Origin of the sequence: Conexibacter sp. SYSU D00693, from assembly GCF_017084525.1 — a bacterium.
In the GTDB taxonomy this organism is placed as follows: domain Bacteria; phylum Actinomycetota; class Thermoleophilia; order Solirubrobacterales; family Solirubrobacteraceae; genus Baekduia.
The window spans coordinates 3,278,602-3,295,393 of sequence record NZ_CP070950.1 but is presented as its reverse complement, the minus strand read 5'-3'; the positions used below and the strand labels follow the sequence as shown (position 1 = coordinate 3,295,393).

15 protein-coding genes are annotated in these 16,792 nt (G+C 74.9%); 5 read left to right on the top strand and 10 right to left on the bottom strand.

The features are described from left to right. Window positions 1–565: 565 nt before the first annotated feature. Complete coding sequence (locus JUB12_RS16345; protein WP_205696479.1) at window positions 566–838, bottom strand: hypothetical protein; 273 nt, start codon at window positions 836–838, stop codon at window positions 566–568. Beyond that, window positions 835–1,335, bottom strand: a complete 501-nt coding sequence (locus tag JUB12_RS16340; protein ID WP_205696478.1) for a hypothetical protein — start codon at window positions 1,333–1,335, stop codon at window positions 835–837. The genes JUB12_RS16345 and JUB12_RS16340 overlap by 4 nt, the downstream gene beginning before the upstream one ends. A 250-nt stretch (window positions 1,336–1,585) precedes the next feature. On the opposite strand from JUB12_RS16340, the gene JUB12_RS16335 reads away from it, so the two are divergent. The 3 genes from JUB12_RS16335 to JUB12_RS16325 are packed head-to-tail and all read left to right on the top strand — an operon-like array spanning window position 1,586 to window position 7,303. Continuing rightward, window positions 1,586–3,283 (top strand): long-chain fatty acid--CoA ligase, encoded by a 1,698-nt coding sequence (locus JUB12_RS16335; protein ID WP_205696477.1) that lies wholly within the window; start codon window positions 1,586–1,588, stop codon window positions 3,281–3,283. Further along, window positions 3,283–5,679: a lytic murein transglycosylase gene (locus JUB12_RS16330; RefSeq protein WP_205696476.1), complete on the top strand. Its 2,397-nt coding sequence runs from the start codon at window positions 3,283–3,285 to the stop codon at window positions 5,677–5,679. Before JUB12_RS16335 ends, JUB12_RS16330 begins: the two co-directional genes overlap by 1 nt. Before the next feature lie 58 nt (window positions 5,680–5,737). After that, window positions 5,738–7,303 carry an NAD(P)/FAD-dependent oxidoreductase gene (locus tag JUB12_RS16325; protein WP_205696475.1) on the top strand — a complete coding sequence of 522 codons (1,566 nt, stop codon included), beginning with the start codon at window positions 5,738–5,740 and terminating at the stop codon, window positions 7,301–7,303. Here JUB12_RS16325 and JUB12_RS16320 read toward each other — a convergent pair. The 4 genes from JUB12_RS16320 to JUB12_RS16305 are packed head-to-tail and all read right to left on the bottom strand — an operon-like array spanning window position 7,227 to window position 11,837. Continuing rightward, window positions 7,227–8,489, bottom strand: coding sequence for a CdaR family transcriptional regulator (locus JUB12_RS16320; RefSeq protein WP_205696474.1), 1,263 nt, complete (start codon window positions 8,487–8,489; stop codon window positions 7,227–7,229). The two genes, JUB12_RS16325 and JUB12_RS16320, sit on opposite strands and share 77 nt — an antisense overlap. 25 nt (window positions 8,490–8,514) lie before the next feature. After that, a complete protein-coding gene (locus JUB12_RS16315) occupies window positions 8,515–9,663 on the bottom strand; it encodes an acyl-CoA dehydrogenase family protein (protein ID WP_205696473.1) in 1,149 nt (382 codons plus the stop codon). 13 nt (window positions 9,664–9,676) lie between these two features. Next, on the bottom strand, window positions 9,677–10,678 hold the full coding sequence (locus JUB12_RS16310) for an acyl-CoA dehydrogenase family protein (RefSeq protein ID WP_205696472.1): 1,002 nt from the start codon (window positions 10,676–10,678) through the stop codon (window positions 9,677–9,679). Between the two features lie 10 nt (window positions 10,679–10,688). Next, window positions 10,689–11,837 carry an acyl-CoA dehydrogenase family protein gene (locus tag JUB12_RS16305; RefSeq protein WP_205696471.1) on the bottom strand — a complete coding sequence of 383 codons (1,149 nt, stop codon included), beginning with the start codon at window positions 11,835–11,837 and terminating at the stop codon, window positions 10,689–10,691. 19 nt (window positions 11,838–11,856) lie between these two features. Between JUB12_RS16305 and JUB12_RS16300 the strand changes: the two genes are divergently transcribed. Together JUB12_RS16300 and JUB12_RS16295 are read left to right on the top strand one after the other, a co-directional pair. Continuing rightward, complete coding sequence (locus JUB12_RS16300) at window positions 11,857–12,777, top strand: glutathione S-transferase family protein (protein WP_205696470.1); 921 nt, start codon at window positions 11,857–11,859, stop codon at window positions 12,775–12,777. A gap of 46 nt (window positions 12,778–12,823) precedes the next feature. Continuing rightward, complete coding sequence (locus JUB12_RS16295; protein WP_205696469.1) at window positions 12,824–13,321, top strand: cupin domain-containing protein; 498 nt, start codon at window positions 12,824–12,826, stop codon at window positions 13,319–13,321. Here JUB12_RS16295 and JUB12_RS16290 read toward each other — a convergent pair. The 4 genes from JUB12_RS16290 to JUB12_RS16275 all read right to left on the bottom strand — a co-directional run bounded on the left by JUB12_RS16290 (window position 13,309) and on the right by JUB12_RS16275 (window position 16,777). Further along, the gene (locus JUB12_RS16290; RefSeq protein WP_205696468.1) at window positions 13,309–14,700 is read right to left on the bottom strand and encodes a HAMP domain-containing sensor histidine kinase; all 1,392 of its coding nucleotides are present in this window, start codon (window positions 14,698–14,700) and stop codon (window positions 13,309–13,311) included. The genes JUB12_RS16295 and JUB12_RS16290 overlap by 13 nt on opposite strands. Beyond that, window positions 14,697–15,401, bottom strand: a complete 705-nt coding sequence (locus tag JUB12_RS16285) for a response regulator transcription factor (protein WP_371822240.1) — start codon at window positions 15,399–15,401, stop codon at window positions 14,697–14,699. The genes JUB12_RS16290 and JUB12_RS16285 overlap by 4 nt, the downstream gene beginning before the upstream one ends. A 16-nt stretch (window positions 15,402–15,417) precedes the next feature. Further along, a complete protein-coding gene (locus JUB12_RS16280; protein ID WP_205696466.1) occupies window positions 15,418–16,344 on the bottom strand; it encodes a hypothetical protein in 927 nt (308 codons plus the stop codon). Between the two features lie 139 nt (window positions 16,345–16,483). Further along, window positions 16,484–16,777 (bottom strand): metal-sensitive transcriptional regulator, encoded by a 294-nt coding sequence (locus JUB12_RS16275; protein WP_371822340.1) that lies wholly within the window; start codon window positions 16,775–16,777, stop codon window positions 16,484–16,486. Window positions 16,778–16,792 lie beyond the last annotated feature (15 nt).

Here is a 16,792-nt window from a genome sequence, read left to right as displayed (position 1 = left end):
GTTGCGGGGAGCGCGGTCCGGGTTGCGGAGCTCCGTCCTGGCGCGGTCTCGGGATGCGGCGGTCGCTGGTCGGCGGTGAGGGAGGGGGAACGACCGGCGGCCGCCCCCTCCGTGGACGGGCTTGCGGGTTCGGGCGCCGTCCCGGACCCGCCTGAGCATCGATTGGCGGATTCACCGCTCTCCAGGCGGTCGATCCGCCAACGGATGGCCCCGAACGTCCCGCGCGCCCATGCGCGGGTGGATCGGTCCCTCTCCCTCGGTGCCGATCAGCGGCGGCGTCGTCCACCACCGCGGCCGGCGCGGACCTCCGTCCGGGCGCGGCCCTGGGGATGCGGCGCGCGCTGGTCGGCAGCGAGGCAGGGGCACCGCCCGCGGCCGCCCCTCCGTGGACGGGCTTGCGGGTCCGGGCGTCGTGACCCTGCGGTCCGGCATCACCGGGCGCGCCGACGTGCAGGGTCACGGTCGCCCCGGGCCGCTTGAGCATCGATTGGCGGATTCACCGCTCTCCAGGCGGTCGATCCGCCAACGGATGGCCCCGAACGTCCCGCGCCCGGGACTTCGCCCCTCACTCCCGACGGCGCCCGCGGCGCTCGGCCGCCAGCCGGCGCTGGAGCTCGAGCTCGTCCTCGGGCGCCAGCCCTTGCGCCACCCGGCGCGCGTTGTGCTCGGCCATCCCGAGCTCGAGCTCCTCGTCCTCGGCGGCCTCGCGCGCCGACTGCCGGGCGGTGGGGTCCCAGTCCAGCACGTCGAGGCGCCGTCCCGTGCGCGACAGGGCGGCGACGACCACGACGAGCAGGGCGCCGCCCACGACCAGGCCGAGGAAGAGGGCGGCGGTCATCGGTCGCCGGTCAGTGTGGCGGCCGCGATCCACAGCGCCTCGTCGACGGTCCCGGCGGGGACCCCGCGCACGTCGACGGCGAAGAGGACGACCTCGACGCTCCCGTCGCCCGGCGCGTGCTCGGCCGCCGGGTCGCCGAGCAGCGGGGCCAGCGCGCGGTGGTCGTCGGCCACCACGAGCGCGCCCGACGTCTCCACGCGCACGCGTAGGGGACCGTCGACGACGCCGGCGTCCAGCGCCCACACGGGCACCCCGGTCTCGAGCACCGCGACGGCGCACGCGTCGACGACAGGGCCGCGCGGCTGGAAGGTGCCCCGCAGGAGCCGGTCGCGCAGCAGGCGCTCGAGCGGCAGGCCGTCGGCCTCGGGGTCCAGGCCGACCTGGCGGGCGAGGACGCGGTAGGCCGAGGCGACCGCCTGCGTCCGTGCGGCGGCCGCCCGCGCGCCGTCGACGCGCAGGCCGAGCGCCCGCAGGCGCTCGGCCACACGCCGTCGCACCGGACGGAGAGCGGCGTCCGGTGCGGCGCACCAGCGCTGTCGGACCACGAGGTCCGGGAAGTCCGCGGCGAGGTCCGCCGCGGTGGCGCTGGTCAGCTCGGGATCTCGCTGACGATGCACGTGCCCGTCATGCCGAAGCGACCGTAGGACCGCCTCGCGCGCGGGTCTTGGCGCGGTGGACCCATGCACTCGACACCGTTTGTGCGGTCGCACCAAGTCCCGCTGCAAGCGGCCTCCTTAGCGTCGCGCCATGGCGACGTTGGGGGAGGCCCAGACGCAGACCGCCACGGCGTGCGCGCGCTTCCAGGCCACGGCGGCCAAGCACGCGGACGGTGTCGCGCTGCAGGCTCGCGGTGGCGCACGGCAGCGCACGTGGGCGCAGTACGCGCAGGAGGTCCGCGACGGCGCGGCCGGCCTCGCGGCACTGGGTCTGCGCCGCGGGGACACGATGGCCTGCTGGCTGACCAACTGCCCCGAGTTCCACATCGCCGACACGGCCGCGACGCACCTCGGCGTCGCGTCGTTCTCGATCTACAACACCTTCACCGTCGAGCAGGCCGAGCACGTCATCGGCGACGCCGGCGCGCGGGTCCTCGTCACCGAGCCGGCGTTCTTCGAGCGCGCGCTGGCGGTCCGCGAGCGCGGGCAGACCGCGCTGGACGTGATCGTCTGCGTCTCGGGCGACGCTCCCGAGGCGATGGGCTGGGACGAGGTCGTGGCCGGCGGCTCGCCGGACTTCGACTTCGACGGCGCGTGGCAGGCCGTCGAGCCCGACGACCTCTGCACCCTGATCTACACGTCGGGGACGACCGGCCCGCCGAAGGGCGTGCAGCTCACGCACCGCAACGTCGTCACGCAGGTCCACGCGCTGCAGGAGCGCCTGGCGTTCCCCGAGTCGGCCCGCGCGGTCTCGTTCCTGCCGATGGCGCACATCGCCGAGCGCATGTGCACCCACTACTTCCCGATGGTCTGCGGCTGGGAGGTCACGACCTGCCCGAACCCCGCCGAGGTCGCCCAGTACCTCGCCGAGGTCCGCCCCGGCTTCTTCTTCTCGCCGCCGCGCCTGTGGGAGAAGCTGCGCGCGGCCGTCCTCGCCCAGGCCGACGACCAGGTGCGCGGCGTGCTCGAGGACGCGATGGCGAAGGTCCGCGCGGGCGAGGGCCCGCAGGACGGGCCCGTGCAGCAGGCCATCCGCCAGAAGCTCGGGCTCGACCAGGTCGAGGTCGCGATCGTCGGCGCGGCGCCCTGCGCCGCCGAGACGCTCGTCTTCCACCACGCGCTGGGCCTGGAGCTCTCGGAGCTGTACGGGATGTCGGAGACGACCGGCGTCGCGACGGTCGCGCCGCGCGGCGCGGTGAAGATCGGCACCGTCGGCCCGGCCCTCGACGTCTGCGAGGTCAAGCTCTCCGACGAGGGCGAGGTCCTCATGCGCGGCCCGGTGGTGATGCGCGGCTACCGCAACCTCGACTCCCCGTTCGACGACGAGGGGTGGCTGCACTCCGGCGACGTCGGGCGCTTCGACGAGGACGGCTACCTGCAGATCGTCGACCGCATCAAGGAGCTCATCATCAACGCGGCCGGCAAGAACATGTCGCCCGCGAACATCGAGGCGACGGTCAAGTCGGCGAGCCCGCTCATCGGCCAGGTCTGCGTCGTGGGCGACGCGCGGCCGTTCAACGTCGGCCTGCTGGTGCTCGACCCCGACGCGCGCCAGGCCTTCGTCGCCCAGCGCGGCGAGGGGGCGCTGGGCGACGAGGTCGCCGCCGCCGTGGGCCGCGCCAACGAGCAGCTCGCGCGCGTCGAGCAGCTCAAGCGCTGGACGGTGCTCGACCAGGAGTGGCTGCCGGGCGGCGACGAGCTGACGCCGACGATGAAGCTCAAGCGCAAGCCGATCGCGGAGAAGTACGCCGCGGAGATCGACGCGCTGTACGCGCCGGAGTCGGCGTAGTGGCGCGCCGGAAGGTGGCCGCGGGCCTGCTGGCGGCAGGCGCGGTCACGGTCGGCCTCGGCGGGGCGGCGCTGCCCGCCTCGGCGGAGACCAAGACGGTCGTCATCACGCTGCTGGGCGGCCAGGAGATCCGCGTCCAGCTCGACATCCCGGACGGGACGCCGCTGGACCAGGTCGCGATCCCGGGGATCAAGCTGCCGATCATCAGCGTGCGCGTGGAGGGCGAGTCCTCCACCCCGCCGCCGGTGACGTCGCCGCAGCCGCCGGTCTCGACCCAGCCGGCCGCTCCGGCGGCGGCGCCGGAGGGCGCCGCGCCGGCCGGCGCGCCGCAGGCGGTCGCCCAGAAGGACCAGAAGGCCTCGGGCAAGGCCAAGCGCCGGGCGCGAGCCGAGCACGACCACGGCGCCGCGGGCGCTCCGGCCGCCTCGGGCGACGACGCGTCGCGCGGCGATCGCTCGCGCGGCGGTGCGGACGGCCGCGCCGACGGCGGGCTGCCGACGCCCGACAACCCCGGCTACGCCGAGGCGCTGCCGGGTCCGGCGCCGATCGGCGTGCCGAACTTCTTCATCGAGAAGTTCCGGATCCCGCCGTTCCTGCTGCCGATCTACCAGGCGGCCGGGGTGCAGTACGGGGTGCGCTGGGAGGTGTTGGCGGCGATCAACGAGATCGAGACCGACTACGGGCGCAACCTCAACGTGTCGTCGGCCGGGGCGGTGGGCTGGATGCAGTTCCTGCCCTCGTCGTGGAAGGCCTACGGCGTCGACGCCAACCGTGACGGCAAGCGCGACCCGTACAACCCGGTCGATGCGATCTTCGCCGCCGCGCGCTACCTCAAGGCGGCGGGTGCGGAGGACGACCTGCGCAAGGCGGTCTTCGCCTACAACCACGCCGACTGGTACGTCGACTCGGTCCTGCTGCGCGCCCGCCTGATCGGCGGGCTGCCCGCCGACCTCGTCGGCTCGCTGTCGGGCCTGACGCAGGGCATCTTCCCCGTGCACGCCCGCACGACCTACGCCGACGACCTCAGCGAGGCCGACGCCAAGCGCCGCGTGGCCAAGGGCCGCAACGCCGCGGTCCCGGTCGACGCCAAGGCCGGCCGGCGCTCGATCGCGCTCTACGCCGAGGCCGGCGCCCCGGTCGTCGCCGTGCAGGACGGCACCGTCGTCAGGCTCGGCGTCTCCAAGCGCCTGGGCCGGTTCGTCCAGCTGCGCGACGGCTTCGGCAACACCTACACCTACGGCGCCCTGAAGAAGGTCGCGCGCGCCTACCCGGTCCCCAAGAAGCGCGCGGTCTCGCGCACGGCGATCAAGCGCGAGCTCGGCCTGTCCGGGAAGGACGCCAAGCCGACCGCCGCCGCGACGGCCGGCTCGGCGATCCGCGAGCAGGTCCGCGAGGCGGCCGCCGGGCCCAAGAAGGAGCGCCTGTTCGCCAACCCCGGCCGCCCGCGCGCCTACAAGGCCGGCGGCGAGGAGCAGGTCCTCCAGCGCGACGGCGTCGCCTCCTTCGGCGCGCTGACGCTGGACCGCAAGGACGCCACGATCAAGAAGCTGCGCCGCGGCTCGAAGGTCCTCGCCGGCACCGTGCTCGGCCGGATCGGTCGCACGTCGGCGCGCAAGGCGCCCCACGTGCGCTTCGAGATCCGCCCGGCCGGCCGTGGCGCCCCGCGCATCGACCCCAAGCCGATCCTCGACGGCTGGAAGCTGCTGGAGTCCACCGCCGTCTACCGCGCGGCGGGCAAGAACCCCTTGAAGCGCGGCGGCGCGACGATCGGCCAGATCCTGCTCATGAGCAAGGCCCAGCTCCAGCGCGCCGTGGCCGACAACCCGCGCATCGAGCTCTACGGCTGCGGGCGCCAGGACATCGCCGACGGCGCGATCGACCGGCGCGTGCTCGCCACGCTGGAGTTCCTCGCCGCCAGCGGCCTCAAGCCGACGGTGACCTCGCTCAAGTGCGGGCACTCGATCATGACCGCCTCGGGCAACGTCTCGCACCACTCCTCGGGCAACGCGGTCGACATCGCCAAGGTCAACGGCATCCCGATCCTCGGCCACCAGGGCCCGGGCTCGATCACCGACATCACGATCCGCCGGCTGCTGACCCTCCAGGGCACCATGGCGCCGGCGCAGATCATCTCCCTGATGACCTTCGAGGGCGCCCCGAGCACGATGGCGCTGCCCGACCACGCCGACCACATCCACGTCGGCTTCCGCCCCACCGCCCCGGAGGGCCAGGGCGCCTCGACCAAGTTCGACGCCGCGCTCAAGCCCGGCCAGTGGCTCAAGCTCATCGACCGCCTCAACGCCATCGACAACCCGAAGGTCTCCCTGGCGCCCTCGAAGTACGCCGTCCCGGTCCCCAGGCCCGACCGCGCCAGCAAGGCCCACACCGGCGAGTAGGACTCGGGAAGCACCTGGCACTTCCCACCCGCAGGAGGCGCTGGTACGGTCATGTACCGTGCCACCCGACCACGAGGTCCTGATCATCGGAGCAGGACTGGCCGGCATCGCTGCCGGCGTCCGGCTGCGGCGTGCGGGCATCGACGACTTCGTCCTGCTCGAGGCCGCCGGCGAGGTGGGCGGCACGTGGCGGACGAACACGTACCCCGGCATCGCCGTCGACGTCCCCTCGTTCCAGTACCAGCTGTCGACGGACCTCCACCCCGGCTGGTCGCGCGTCTTCGCCCCGGGCCACGAGATCAAGGCCTACGCCGAGGAGGTCGTGGACCGCCACGGGCTGCGCGAGCGCATCCGCTTCGGCACCCGGGCGGCGCACGCACGCTTCGACGAGGACGACGACCTCTGGCGCGTCGAGCTCGACGGCGGCGAACAGCTCAGCGCCCGCTTCCTCATCCCCGCCACCGGCGGGCTCACGACGCCCAGGATGCCCGACATCGCGGGCATCGAGGGCTTCCGCGGGACCGCGATCCACACGGCCCGCTGGGACCACGACCACGACCTGACGGGAGAGCGGGTCGCCGTCATCGGCACGGGCGCCACGGCGGTCCAGCTCGTCCCGGCCATCGCCGACCGGGTCCGCGTGCTGCACGTCTTCCAGCGCACGCCGATCTGGGTGCTGCCGAAGGCCGATCGCGACCTGTCCAGGCTGCGCCGGGTCTTCGAGCGCGTGCCGGGGGCGACGCGCGGCGCCCGCGCGCTGTTCACCGCCCTGGCCGAGGTCCCGTTCGTCCTCACGACGGCCTACCACCGCCAGGTCCCGCAGCTCGCGCAGGCGATGGAGGCCCTGGGCCGCAAGCACCTGCGTGCGCAGGTCCCCGACGACCCCGAGCTGCGCGCGAGGCTCACCCCGCGCTACGGGTTCGGCTGCAAGCGCCCGAGCGTCTCCAACCACTACCTGCGGACCTTCACCAAGCCGCAGGTCGAGCTCGTGACCGACCCGATCGAGCGGATCACGCCGACCGGCGTGCGGACCGCGACCGGGCGCGACGTCGAGGTCGACACGATCGTCTTCGCCACCGGCTACTTCACGACCGAGCCCGGCAACCTGCCCACCGTCCCGGTCGCCGGCATCGGCGGCCAGGACCTGAACGCCTTCTGGCAGGAGCACCGCTTCCAGGCCTACGAGGGCGTCGCGGTCCCCGGCTTCCCCAACCTCTTCCTGAGCTTCGGCCCGTACCTCGTCCCCGGCATGTCGATCATCACCGGGATCGAGAACGCCGTCACCCACGCCATCCGCGTCATCCGCGAGGCCCGCCGCCGCGGCGCCACCCGCGCCGAGGTCCGCCGGGCGCCCCACGACGCGTACTTCGCGCTCATGCAGCGCCGCCAGCGGTCGACGGTCTTCTTCAACAACGGCTGCGCCGGGGCCAACAGCTACTACTTCGACCGCCACGGCGACGCGCCGCTGCTGCGCCCCGGCGGCTCCCTCGAGGCCTGGTGGCGCGCCCACCGCTTCCCGCTGGGCGACTACGCGTACACGACGGCCGCTAGTCGTCCAGCTGCGCCCGGCGCAGCACCTCGACGAGCTGCAGCGCGACCCGCGTCTCCAGCCGCCGCTCGGTGATCGGCCGGCCGAGGAGCTCGCCCGCGCGGCGCACGCGGTAGGCGATGGTGTTCTCGTGCACGCCCAGGCGGCGGGCGGTGCGGGCGAAGGAGGAGCCCTCCTCGAAGAAGACGCGCAGCGTGGCGGTGAGCCGGCGCATCGCGTCCTCGTCGCCGCCGAGGACGCCGAGCTCGCGCTCGACGAAGCGGCGGGCGTGGCGCAGGTCGGCGGTGAGCAGCGAGGTCAGCGCGGTGTCGGCGTAGCGGACCGGCGCCGAGGTGGAGCGGTGGGTGAGCAGGGCGACGTGCTGGGCCTGGAGCGCCTCCTCGTGCGAGCGCCGGAAGCCCTCGACGCCGTGGTGCGGGTCGCCCACCGCGAGGCCGACGCCGGCGCCCGGGCCGTAGGCGGCGAAGGCCGCGGAGACCGCGTCGACGTCCGGCTCGCCGCCGCGCACGCCCGCCCAGGCCGCGACGAGCGTGCCTCCCAGCGGGACGGCGAGCACGCGGGTGCCGCCCGCGGCCTTGGCGACGTCGCGCGCGAGGTGCTCGAGCGCGCCGACGACGCCGTCCTCGAAGCGCCCGCGCACGTCCCAGCAGACCAGGGCGAGGTGCTGCTGGTCGAGCTCGTAGCCCAGCCGGCGCGACGCCTGCTCGCCGTCGGTCGTGCGGCCGTCGAGGATGCGATGGACCTCCTCGACGCGCACCGCCGACGCCGAGCGCACCCAGGACTCCCGCTCGGCCTGGAAGGCCTCGATGACCTCGGGCAGCACGGCGTCGACGTAGGCGAACGTCCAGTCCGAGACGGTCACCACGGCGCTGGCCAGCTCGTCGGGCTCGTGGCTGAGGCGCTCGTGCAGGAGCGCGAGGAGCTCGCGCGAGAAGACCGCGTGGCCGACGCGGTACTTGCGCAGCACCGCCTCGAGCGCCACGCCCTGGCGCACGGCCTCGCGCGAGAACGCGAGCGCCTCCTCGGGCGCCCGCGCGTCAGACGGGTCGCGCCCGTCCTCGAGCAGCAGCGCCACGCGCCGGACATGGGCGTCGCAGGTGCGCACGATGTCCGGCCACAGGGCCTCGGGCAGCTCCGGGATGGCGTCGCGCATCTCGCGCGCCATCGCGCCCGACACCTCGCCGAGGGCCGGGATGAGCTCCTCGGCGACCTCGCGGGCGACCCGCAGTGGCTCATGGGCTCCCCTCGCCGCAGCGGACATGCGGCTCATCCTCCTCCGTGGAGCGTCACACGCCTAGTGAGCGCCCCACGATCTCCTTCATGATCTCTGTGGTCCCGCCGTAGATGCGGGTGATCCGGGCGTCCTGGAAGGCGCGGGCGATCGGGTACTCGAGCATGTAGCCGTAGCCGCCGTGCAGCTGCACGCAGCGGTCGACGACGCGGCCCTGCAGCTCGGTGCACCACCACTTCGCCATCGCGGCGTCCTCGGCCGACAGCTCGCCCTTGTTGAGCGCCATCGTGCACTGGTCGCAGAAGACGGTCGCGAGCTCGATCTCCGTCTTCATCTCGGCCAGCGCGAAGCGCGAGGCCTGGAAGGAGCCGATGGGCTTGCCGAACGCGGTGCGCTCCTTGACGTACTCGAGCGTCCAGTCCAGCGCCGCCTGCGCGCTCGCCACGCCCGCGAGGGCGATCGACAGGCGCTCCTGGGCGAGGTTGTTGACCAGGTAGCGGAAGCCCTGGCCCTCGTCGCCCAGCCGGTTCTCCAGCGGGACATGGACGTCGTTGAAGAAGAGCTCGGCGGTGTCCTGGGCGTGCATGCCGACCTTGTCGAGGTTGCGCCCGCGCTCGAAGCCCTCCATGCCGCGCTCGATGACCACGAGCGACATGCCGGCGTGGCGCTGGCTCGGGTCGGTCTTGACCGCGGTGACGATGAGGTCGGCGTTGATGCCGTTGGTGATGAACGTCTTGGCACCGTTGACGACGTAGCCCCCGTCCTGCGCCTTGGCCGAGGTCGTCATCGACGCGAGGTCCGAGCCGATGCCCGGCTCGGTCATCGCGATCGCGGTGATGAGCGAGCCGTCGGCGATGCCGCCGAACCAGCGCTCGCGCTGCTCGTCGTTGCAGTACTCGAGGAAGTACGGCAGGCACACGTCGTTGTGCAGCGTGATGCCGAGGCCGGAGCCCGCCACGCCCGCGTAGGCGACCTCCTCGATGATCACCTGGTTGAAGCGGAAGTCGTCGACGCCGACGCCGCCGTGCTCCTCCGGGACGCCCATCGCGAGCATCCCCTTCTCGGCCGCCTTGGCGAAGAGCTCACGCGGGACGCAGCCCTCCTGCTCCCAGCGCTCGTGGTGCGGGGTGACCTCCTCCGCGATGAAGCGGCGCACCGCCTCCCGGTAGTCGTCGTGCTCGGGCTCGAAGATCGTGCGGCGCATGGCGCCGCAGACCCTACGCGGCCACCGCGGTCTGACGTCGTGTCAACAGGCGTGCCAGCGCCGCCCGGTGGGCCTTGCCGCCCTCGAGCAGCGCGCTGTCGAGGTGCGCGCGCTTGAGCAGCCAGTGCACGTCGGCCTCCCAGGTGAAGCCGATGCCGCCGTGGGCCTGGACCGCGCTGTCGCACACGGCGAGCGCGCCGTCGGCGGCCGAGCTCGCGGCCATCGCCGCGGCCTCGGGCAGCCGCTCGTCGCCGGCGTCGGCCGCCCACGCGGCGAAGGCCGTCGTCGTCCGCGCGCGCTCGGTGTCCAGCAGCATCTGCGCGACCTTGTGCTGGACGGCCTGGAACGCGCCGACCGGCGTCCCGAACTGCTTGCGGTCCTTGACGTAGTCGAGCGTCATCGCCAGCGCGCGGTCGGCCACGCCGACGAGCTCGGCGGCGACCACCACCTGGCCGGCGAACACGCCGCCGATGCCGATGCGATGGCCGCGCGGCGGCCGGGTCGCGAGGACGGCGTGGCGGCGCGTCGGGTCGATCGCGTCGACCGGCCGCACGTCGCAGTCCTCCTTGGCGAGCACCCGCACGCCGCCGCGGTCGACGAGCACCAGGACGTCGGCGCCGTCGGCGTCCGGGACCAGCGCCCCGGGACGGCCCGCGGCGCCCCGCAGCTCGCCGGAGGCGAGTCCCGGCAGCCAGCGGCGCTTGAGGTCCTCGCTGCCCCCGGCCTGGATGAGCAGCGCCGCGGTGACGCTGCCCAGGAACGGCACCGGTGCGGTGACGCGTCCGAGCTCCTCGGCCAGGACGCAGAGCTCCACCAGGCCGAGGCCCTGCCCGCCGTGCTCCTCGGCGACGGCGATGCCGGGCCAGCCCAGCTCGCACAGCTCCCGCCAGAGGCCGTCGTCGTAGCTGCGCGCCTCGGCGTGGCGGCGCACCGCCTCGGGCGTCGCGCGGCCCGCGAGCAGGTCGCGCGCCGTGCGCTGGATCTCGCGCTGGTCGTCGGTGAGGTCGAAGTCCATGGCGTGGCTCCTAGGCGGCGGTTTGCAGCCGCGGCAGGCCGAGCACGCGCTCGGCGACGATGTTCTTGAGGATCTCCGTGGTGCCGCCCTCGATCGAGTTGCCGCGGGCGCGCAGCAGCTCGTAGGCCCAGGGGGACCCGGCGGTGTGGGCGTCGGCGCCGAGGACGTCGGCGGCGAGGGCGACGAGCTGCTGGTTGGTCTCCGACCACAGCCACTTGGTCAGCGACCCCTCGGGCCCGGGCTGGCCGTAGCGCTCGATCGCGCTCAGGCCCTTCCACGCCATGAGCCGCAGCGTCTCGCAGCGGATGTGCAGGGCGGCGAGCCGGTCGGCCACGACCGCGTCCTCGAGCGCGCCGCGGCGCCCGGCCTCCGCGAGGAGGTCGTCCAGCAGCTGGCGCAGGCGGACCTGGAGGAAGAACGCGAGGCCGGCGCGCTCGTTCATCAGCGTGGTGAGCGCGACCTTCCAGCCGTTGCCCACGCCGCCGACGACGTTGGCGTCGGGGATCCGCGCCTCCTCGATGAAGAGCTCGTTGAACTCCGCCTCCCCGGTGATCTGGCGCAGGGGCCGGACCTGGACCGCGTCCTGCTCCATGTCCATCAGGAAGTACGTGAGGCCCTTGTGCTTGGCGGCCTCCGTGTCGGTGCGCGCCACGAGCATGCACCACTTCGCGTACTGGGCGCCCGAGGTCCACACCTTCTGGCCCGTGACCACCCAGCTGTCGCCGTCCTTGACCGCGCGGGTCTTCAGCGCCGCGAGGTCCGAGCCGGCGTCGGGCTCGCTGAAGCCCTGGCACCAGATCTCCTCCGCGCTGAGGATCGGCGCGAGGTGGCGGTCCTTCTGCTCGTCGGTCCCCCAGACCATGAGCGTCGGCCCGCCGAGCAGCAGGCCCAGGACGTTGGCGGGCAGCGGCGCGCGCGCCCGGCCGAGCTCCTCGAAGAAGATCGCCGTCTGGGTGAGCGTCGCGCCCCGGCCGCCGTACTCCGTCGGCCAGTGCACCCCGGCCCAGCCACCCTCGTGCAGCCGGCGCTGCCAGTCGCGCCGCCACGCGTACTGCTCGTCCTCGTCGCCCTGCGGCTCGGCGCCGGGGTCGTTGGCAGCGAGCCACGCGCGAAGTTCGTCGCGGAACGCCGTCTCGGTCTCGGAGAAGGTCAGGTCCACGGTGGGGAACACTGCCAGCATGAGCAAGGCCGCAGCGGCGTTTCCCAGGGAGTCGGACGACGAGGGGCGGTTCGTCCGCCAGGAGAGCGCGTTCCGCGACCAGGTGTGGGACCGCCCCGCGCCCGGTCGCTACCACCTCTACGTGTGCAAGGCGTGCCCGTGGGCGCACCGGACGATGATCGTCCGCGAGCTCAAGGGGCTGGGCGACGTGCTGGCGATGACGACGGTCGACCCGATCCGCGACGAGCGCGGCTGGCGCTTCAGCGAGGACGCGCCCGACCCGCTGCACGGCTGGTCGTTGCTCTCGGAGGCCTACACGGCGACGGACCCGTCGTTCGACGCGCGGGTGACCGTGCCGGTGCTGTGGGACACCGAGGAGGGCCGGGTCGTCAACAACGAGAGCGCCGAGGTCCTGCGGATGCTCAACGCGTGGAGCGACGAGGGACCCGACCTCCTCCCCGACGACCTGCGCGAGGAGGTCGAGGAGGTCGAGGACCGCGTCTACGACCGGGTCAACAACGGCGTGTACAAGTGCGGCTTCGCGTCGACGCAGGAGGCCTACGAGGAGGCGTTCGACCCGCTGTTCGCCGAGCTCGACGCGCTCGACGCGCGGCTCGCCGACTCGCGCTACCTCGTCGGCGGCCGGCTCACCGAGGCCGACGTGCGGCTGTACACGACGCTCGTGCGCTTCGACGCCGTGTACTTCGGCCACTTCAAGTGCAACGCGCGGCGGATCACCGACTTCCCGAACCTCGGCCCGTACCTGCGCGACCTCTTCCAGCACCCCGGCTTCGGGTCGACGACGGACTTCGACCACATCAAGCGCCATTACTACGTGACGCACACGTCGATCAACCCGACGCAGATCGTCCCGAAGGGCCCGGTGCTCGACCTCGACGCGCCCCACGACCGGGACCGGCTGGGCCCCCGGACGGTGTAGTGCTGGCCCGATGGTCGCTGCCCGCGCGCGCGGCGACCATCGGCCCATGGCGACCACCTACGAGCTCACGCCGCACGAGTCCGTCACCGTGCTCGAGTCCGGCGACGACGCGCTAGTCGTCGAGGCGACCTACGGTCCGGGCAAGCCGCCGCCCCCGCACCTGCACCCGTCCCAGGACGAGCACTTCGCGGTGCTCGAGGGCGAGCTGCAGGTCAAGGTCGAGGGCCAGGAGCGCACGCTGCGCCCCGGCGACACGCTCGAGGTGCCGCGCGGCACGGTCCACGCCATGTGGAGCACCAGCGGCGCGCGCGTGCGCTGGGAGACGCGACCCCCCGGGCGCACGCAGGAGTGGTACGCGACGCTCGACGCGCTCCAGCGCGACGGCCGCGTCGCGGGCAACGGCATGCCGGGGCCGCTGCACATGGCCGTCCTGCTCGAGGAGTTCTCCGACGTCTTCCGGGTGGCCGCGGGGCCGGCGCCGGTGGTCGGCGCCGCGCTGAAGGGCCTGGCGTTGGCCGGGCGCCTGCGCGGTCACGCCGCCTGAGCCGGCAGGCCCACGCGCACGCGCAGCCCGCCGAGCGGCGCGTCCTCGAGCGCGACGGTCCCGCCGTGGCGCTCGGCCTCGGCGGCGACGATCGCCAGGCCCAGGCCGGTGCCCGCACCGGTGGCGCCGGCGCCGCGCTCGAAGCGGCCCAGGACGCGCTCGCGCTCCTCGGTCGCCACGCCGGGACCGTCGTCGTCGACGACCACGCCGCGGGCGTCGACGCCCACGGCGACGCGCGTGGCGCCATGGACCGCGGCGTTCTCGAGGAGGTTGTCGAGGACCCGGCGCAGGCCGTCGGCGTCGCCGTGCGGGACGACGGGGCCCGTCGCGGGGGCGTCGAGCTCGACGGCGAGGTCCGGGTGGCGCCGGCGGACCGCGGCGACCGCCACGTCGGCGACGTCCCCCAGGTCGACGGCGCCCGAGCCGGGCGGGCCGGCCTCGCCGCGCGCCAGGGCCTGGAGGCCGTCGACGAGCCGCCCGAGGCGGTCGGCCTCCGCGCCCGCGGCCTCCAGCGCGGCGGCGCGCTCGGGTGCGGGGGAGCGCTCGTCCCGCGCGAGCGCGACGTTCGCCGCGAGGCTCGCGAGCGGGGTGCGCAGCTCGTGACCGGCGTCGGCGGCGAAGCGCCGCGCGCTGGCGAGCGCCGCCTCGCGCGCGGCCGTCGTCTCCTCGAGGCGGCCGAGCATGCCGTCGAGCTCGGCGCCCAGCGCGGTGACCTCCTCGGGCCCGCCGGCGCCGCCGACGCGCACGCCGAGGTCCCCGGTCTGGCGCACGCGCGCCGCCGCCTCGCGCAGGCGCTGCAGCGGGCGCAGCGCCACGCCGGAGAGGAAGCGCACGACGAGGCCGACCGCCGCGAGCGCGGCGAGGAACGTGCCGCCGACGATGCGCAGCAGGCGGTCGCCGCGCGCCTCCAGCGGGGTGAGCGGCGTGGCGACCTCGAGCCGCGTCCCGCCGGTGCCGAGGCGCAGGACGTGCGAGCGCCAGCGCTCGCCCGCCGCCTCGACGGTGCGCAGGCCGGTGCGGTCCGGGTCCGGGAAGCCCTCGGGGATCCCGGCGCCCGCGACGACCGCGGTGCCCTCGGGGCCGATCGCGCGGGCGAAGCGGCCCTCGCCGGGGTCCAGCAGCGGCGGCGGCGCCCCCTGCGCGCGCAGGCCGACGACGGCGCCGGTCGCGAGGCCGTCGCTCGAGAGCCCCAGCGCCTCGCGCGCCGGCTCGCGCAGGCTCTCGGTGACGGCGCGCAGCTCGCGGTCCAGCGCCCGGCGGTCGGCCCGGCCGCTGGCGACGAGCACCGCCGCGCCCGCCAGCACGAGCGCGACGGCGACGGTCAGCGCCGCACCGAGCGCGACGCGGTCGACCAGCGAGGCTCCGCGCAGGCGCCTCACGGGACGCGCAGGACGAAGCCGACGCCGCGGACGGTGTGGATGAGCGCGGGCGCGCCGATGCGGTCGAGCTTGCGCCGCACGTAGGAGACGAAGACGTCGACCACGTTCGTGTCCGTCTCGAAGTCGTAGCCCCAGACGAGCTCCAGCAGCCGCCGGCGCTCGAGCACGATCCCGGCGTTGCGCGCCAGCGCCTCGAGCAGCTCGAGCTCGCGCCGGGTCAGACCGAGGTCGGCGCCCTCCCAGGTCGCGACGTGGGCGGCGAGGTCGACGACGAGCTCGCCGGCGCGCACGACCTCCGGCGCCGGGGTCGCGGGCGCGGCGCCGGTGCCCCGGCGCAGCAGCGCCCGCAGCCGCGCGGCCAGCTCCTCCAGGACGAAGGGCTTGACGAGGTAGTCGTCGGCGCCCGCCTCGAGGCCGGCGATGCGGTCGTCGACCTGGTCGCGCGCCGAGAGGACGAGGATCGGAGTGGCGATGCCGCGCGCCCGCAGCCGGGCGCAGACCGCCCGACCGTTGATGTCGGGCAGGCCGACGTCCAGGACGACGGCGTCCGGCGCGCCCTCGGCGAAGGCCTCGAGCGCCGAGGTCCCGTCGGCGACCGCGGCGACGGCGAAGCCCTCGAGGCCCAGGCCGCGTTCCAGCACGGCGCGGATGCCGGCGTCGTCGTCGACGACGAGGACCTGCGGCGGGGCGGCGCTCACCACCGCGGATCCTCGCGGGTCACGGCGACGCGGGCGCCGGGACGGCCGGGGTGGTGGACGGCGTGGTCGGCGGCGCAGGGGCCGGGGTGGCCGGCACCGCGCGGGGCGCCCTGGGCATCACGGGCGGCCTGCTGGGCGCCGGCGCGGAGGGCACGACCACCGCGGGCGCGGGCGCCGCGGAGACCACCAGCGACGTCGGCAGGCCGACGAGCCCGAGCGGGACGCCGTCGGGGTCGCCGACCGCCCGGCGGCCGGCCGGCCCGGCCTCGACCAGCGCCTTGGCCAGCGTCTGGCGCTTCACGCCGAGGGCCTTGGCCAGCTCGGGGTCGGCCCAGAGCGGGATCGCGGGGTACGCGGGGCGCAGGATCGGCGCAGGCGGGGGCGCCGGGACGGGCCGCGCCGGGCGTGTGCTGCCGCGGCGCTTGCGCAGGGCGGCACGGCGGCGGGCCAGCGCCCGGCGCTGTGCCGCGGTGAGGGGCCGCGGGGCGACCGCGACCGGCGGCGCGATGAGCTGTCCCGCGAGGCCGGGCCGCACGAGCCCGGGCGGCAGGTCGCCGTCGCGCGGGACGGGCAGCGCGTCGCGCTTGCACCCGACCGGGTCGTCGAAGCACGCCACGAGGGCGTCGCGCTGCTCGGCGGTCAGCCGCTTGGCGGTGACCTGCTCGTCCAGGCGCCGGACGACGACCGTCCGCGCCGCGGCGCGCACCTGCTCCGGCGTCTTCGAGAGCTCCTTGGCGACCGCCGCCTCGAGCTCGTCGCGCGCGGCGACCGCGTCGTTGATCGCCTCCAGGCGCGTCGGCGGCGGCGCGGCCCGCCACCCGGCGCTGGGGGTCGCCCGCTTCGGGCGGTCGGCGCTCGGGTCGGCCACGGCCGTGACGGCCACGACCGCGCCGGCGGCCAGCGCGGCGGCGAGGGCGGAGGTCAGCGGGCGAGGGGTGCGCGGCATGGCGGGGACTGTGCACGGCGCGTGTGAGGGGGTTCTGAGAGGGCTGGCGGTGGTCCTCGGCGTGACCCTGTCGTCGGGCGCGCTCCGTGCACCCCGAGAGCAGGGTCAGGCCGCAGCGAGCGGCGCGCCCGCCGACGCCTCAGCGCATCAGCCGCCCGACGGCGGCCATGAGCTCCTGCTGCTTGACGGCGCGGTCCTCGCCGTCGGCGTGGGCCATGCAGTGGCCGACGTGGTCGTCGAGGAGGCCGAGGGCGACCTTGTCCAGGGCGGCCTGGATGGCGCTGATCTGCGTGATGACGTCGATGCAGTAGCGGTCGTCCTCGACCATCTGCTGGACGCCGCGGACCTGGCCCTCGATGCGTCGCAGGCGCTTGCCCAGCTGGTCCTTCGTCGCCGTGTAGCCCCGCGTGGTCGTCTCGGCCATGGAGCACAGGATAGCGGGTTCGCT

Coding starts and splice junctions, on each gene's coding strand:
- JUB12_RS16345 (WP_205696479.1), bottom strand. CDS start 838: ATGACCGCCGCCCTCTTCCTCGGCCTGGTCGTGGGCGGCGCCCTGCTC.
- JUB12_RS16335 (WP_205696477.1), top strand. CDS start 1,586: ATGGCGACGTTGGGGGAGGCCCAGACGCAGACCGCCACGGCGTGCGCG.
- JUB12_RS16320 (WP_205696474.1), bottom strand. CDS start 8,489: ATGTCCGCTGCGGCGAGGGGAGCCCATGAGCCACTGCGGGTCGCCCGC.
- JUB12_RS16315 (WP_205696473.1), bottom strand. CDS start 9,663: ATGCGCCGCACGATCTTCGAGCCCGAGCACGACGACTACCGGGAGGCG.
- JUB12_RS16310 (WP_205696472.1), bottom strand. CDS start 10,678: ATGGACTTCGACCTCACCGACGACCAGCGCGAGATCCAGCGCACGGCG.
- JUB12_RS16300 (WP_205696470.1), top strand. CDS start 11,857: ATGAGCAAGGCCGCAGCGGCGTTTCCCAGGGAGTCGGACGACGAGGGG.
- JUB12_RS16295 (WP_205696469.1), top strand. CDS start 12,824: ATGGCGACCACCTACGAGCTCACGCCGCACGAGTCCGTCACCGTGCTC.
- JUB12_RS16280 (WP_205696466.1), bottom strand. CDS start 16,344: ATGCCGCGCACCCCTCGCCCGCTGACCTCCGCCCTCGCCGCCGCGCTG.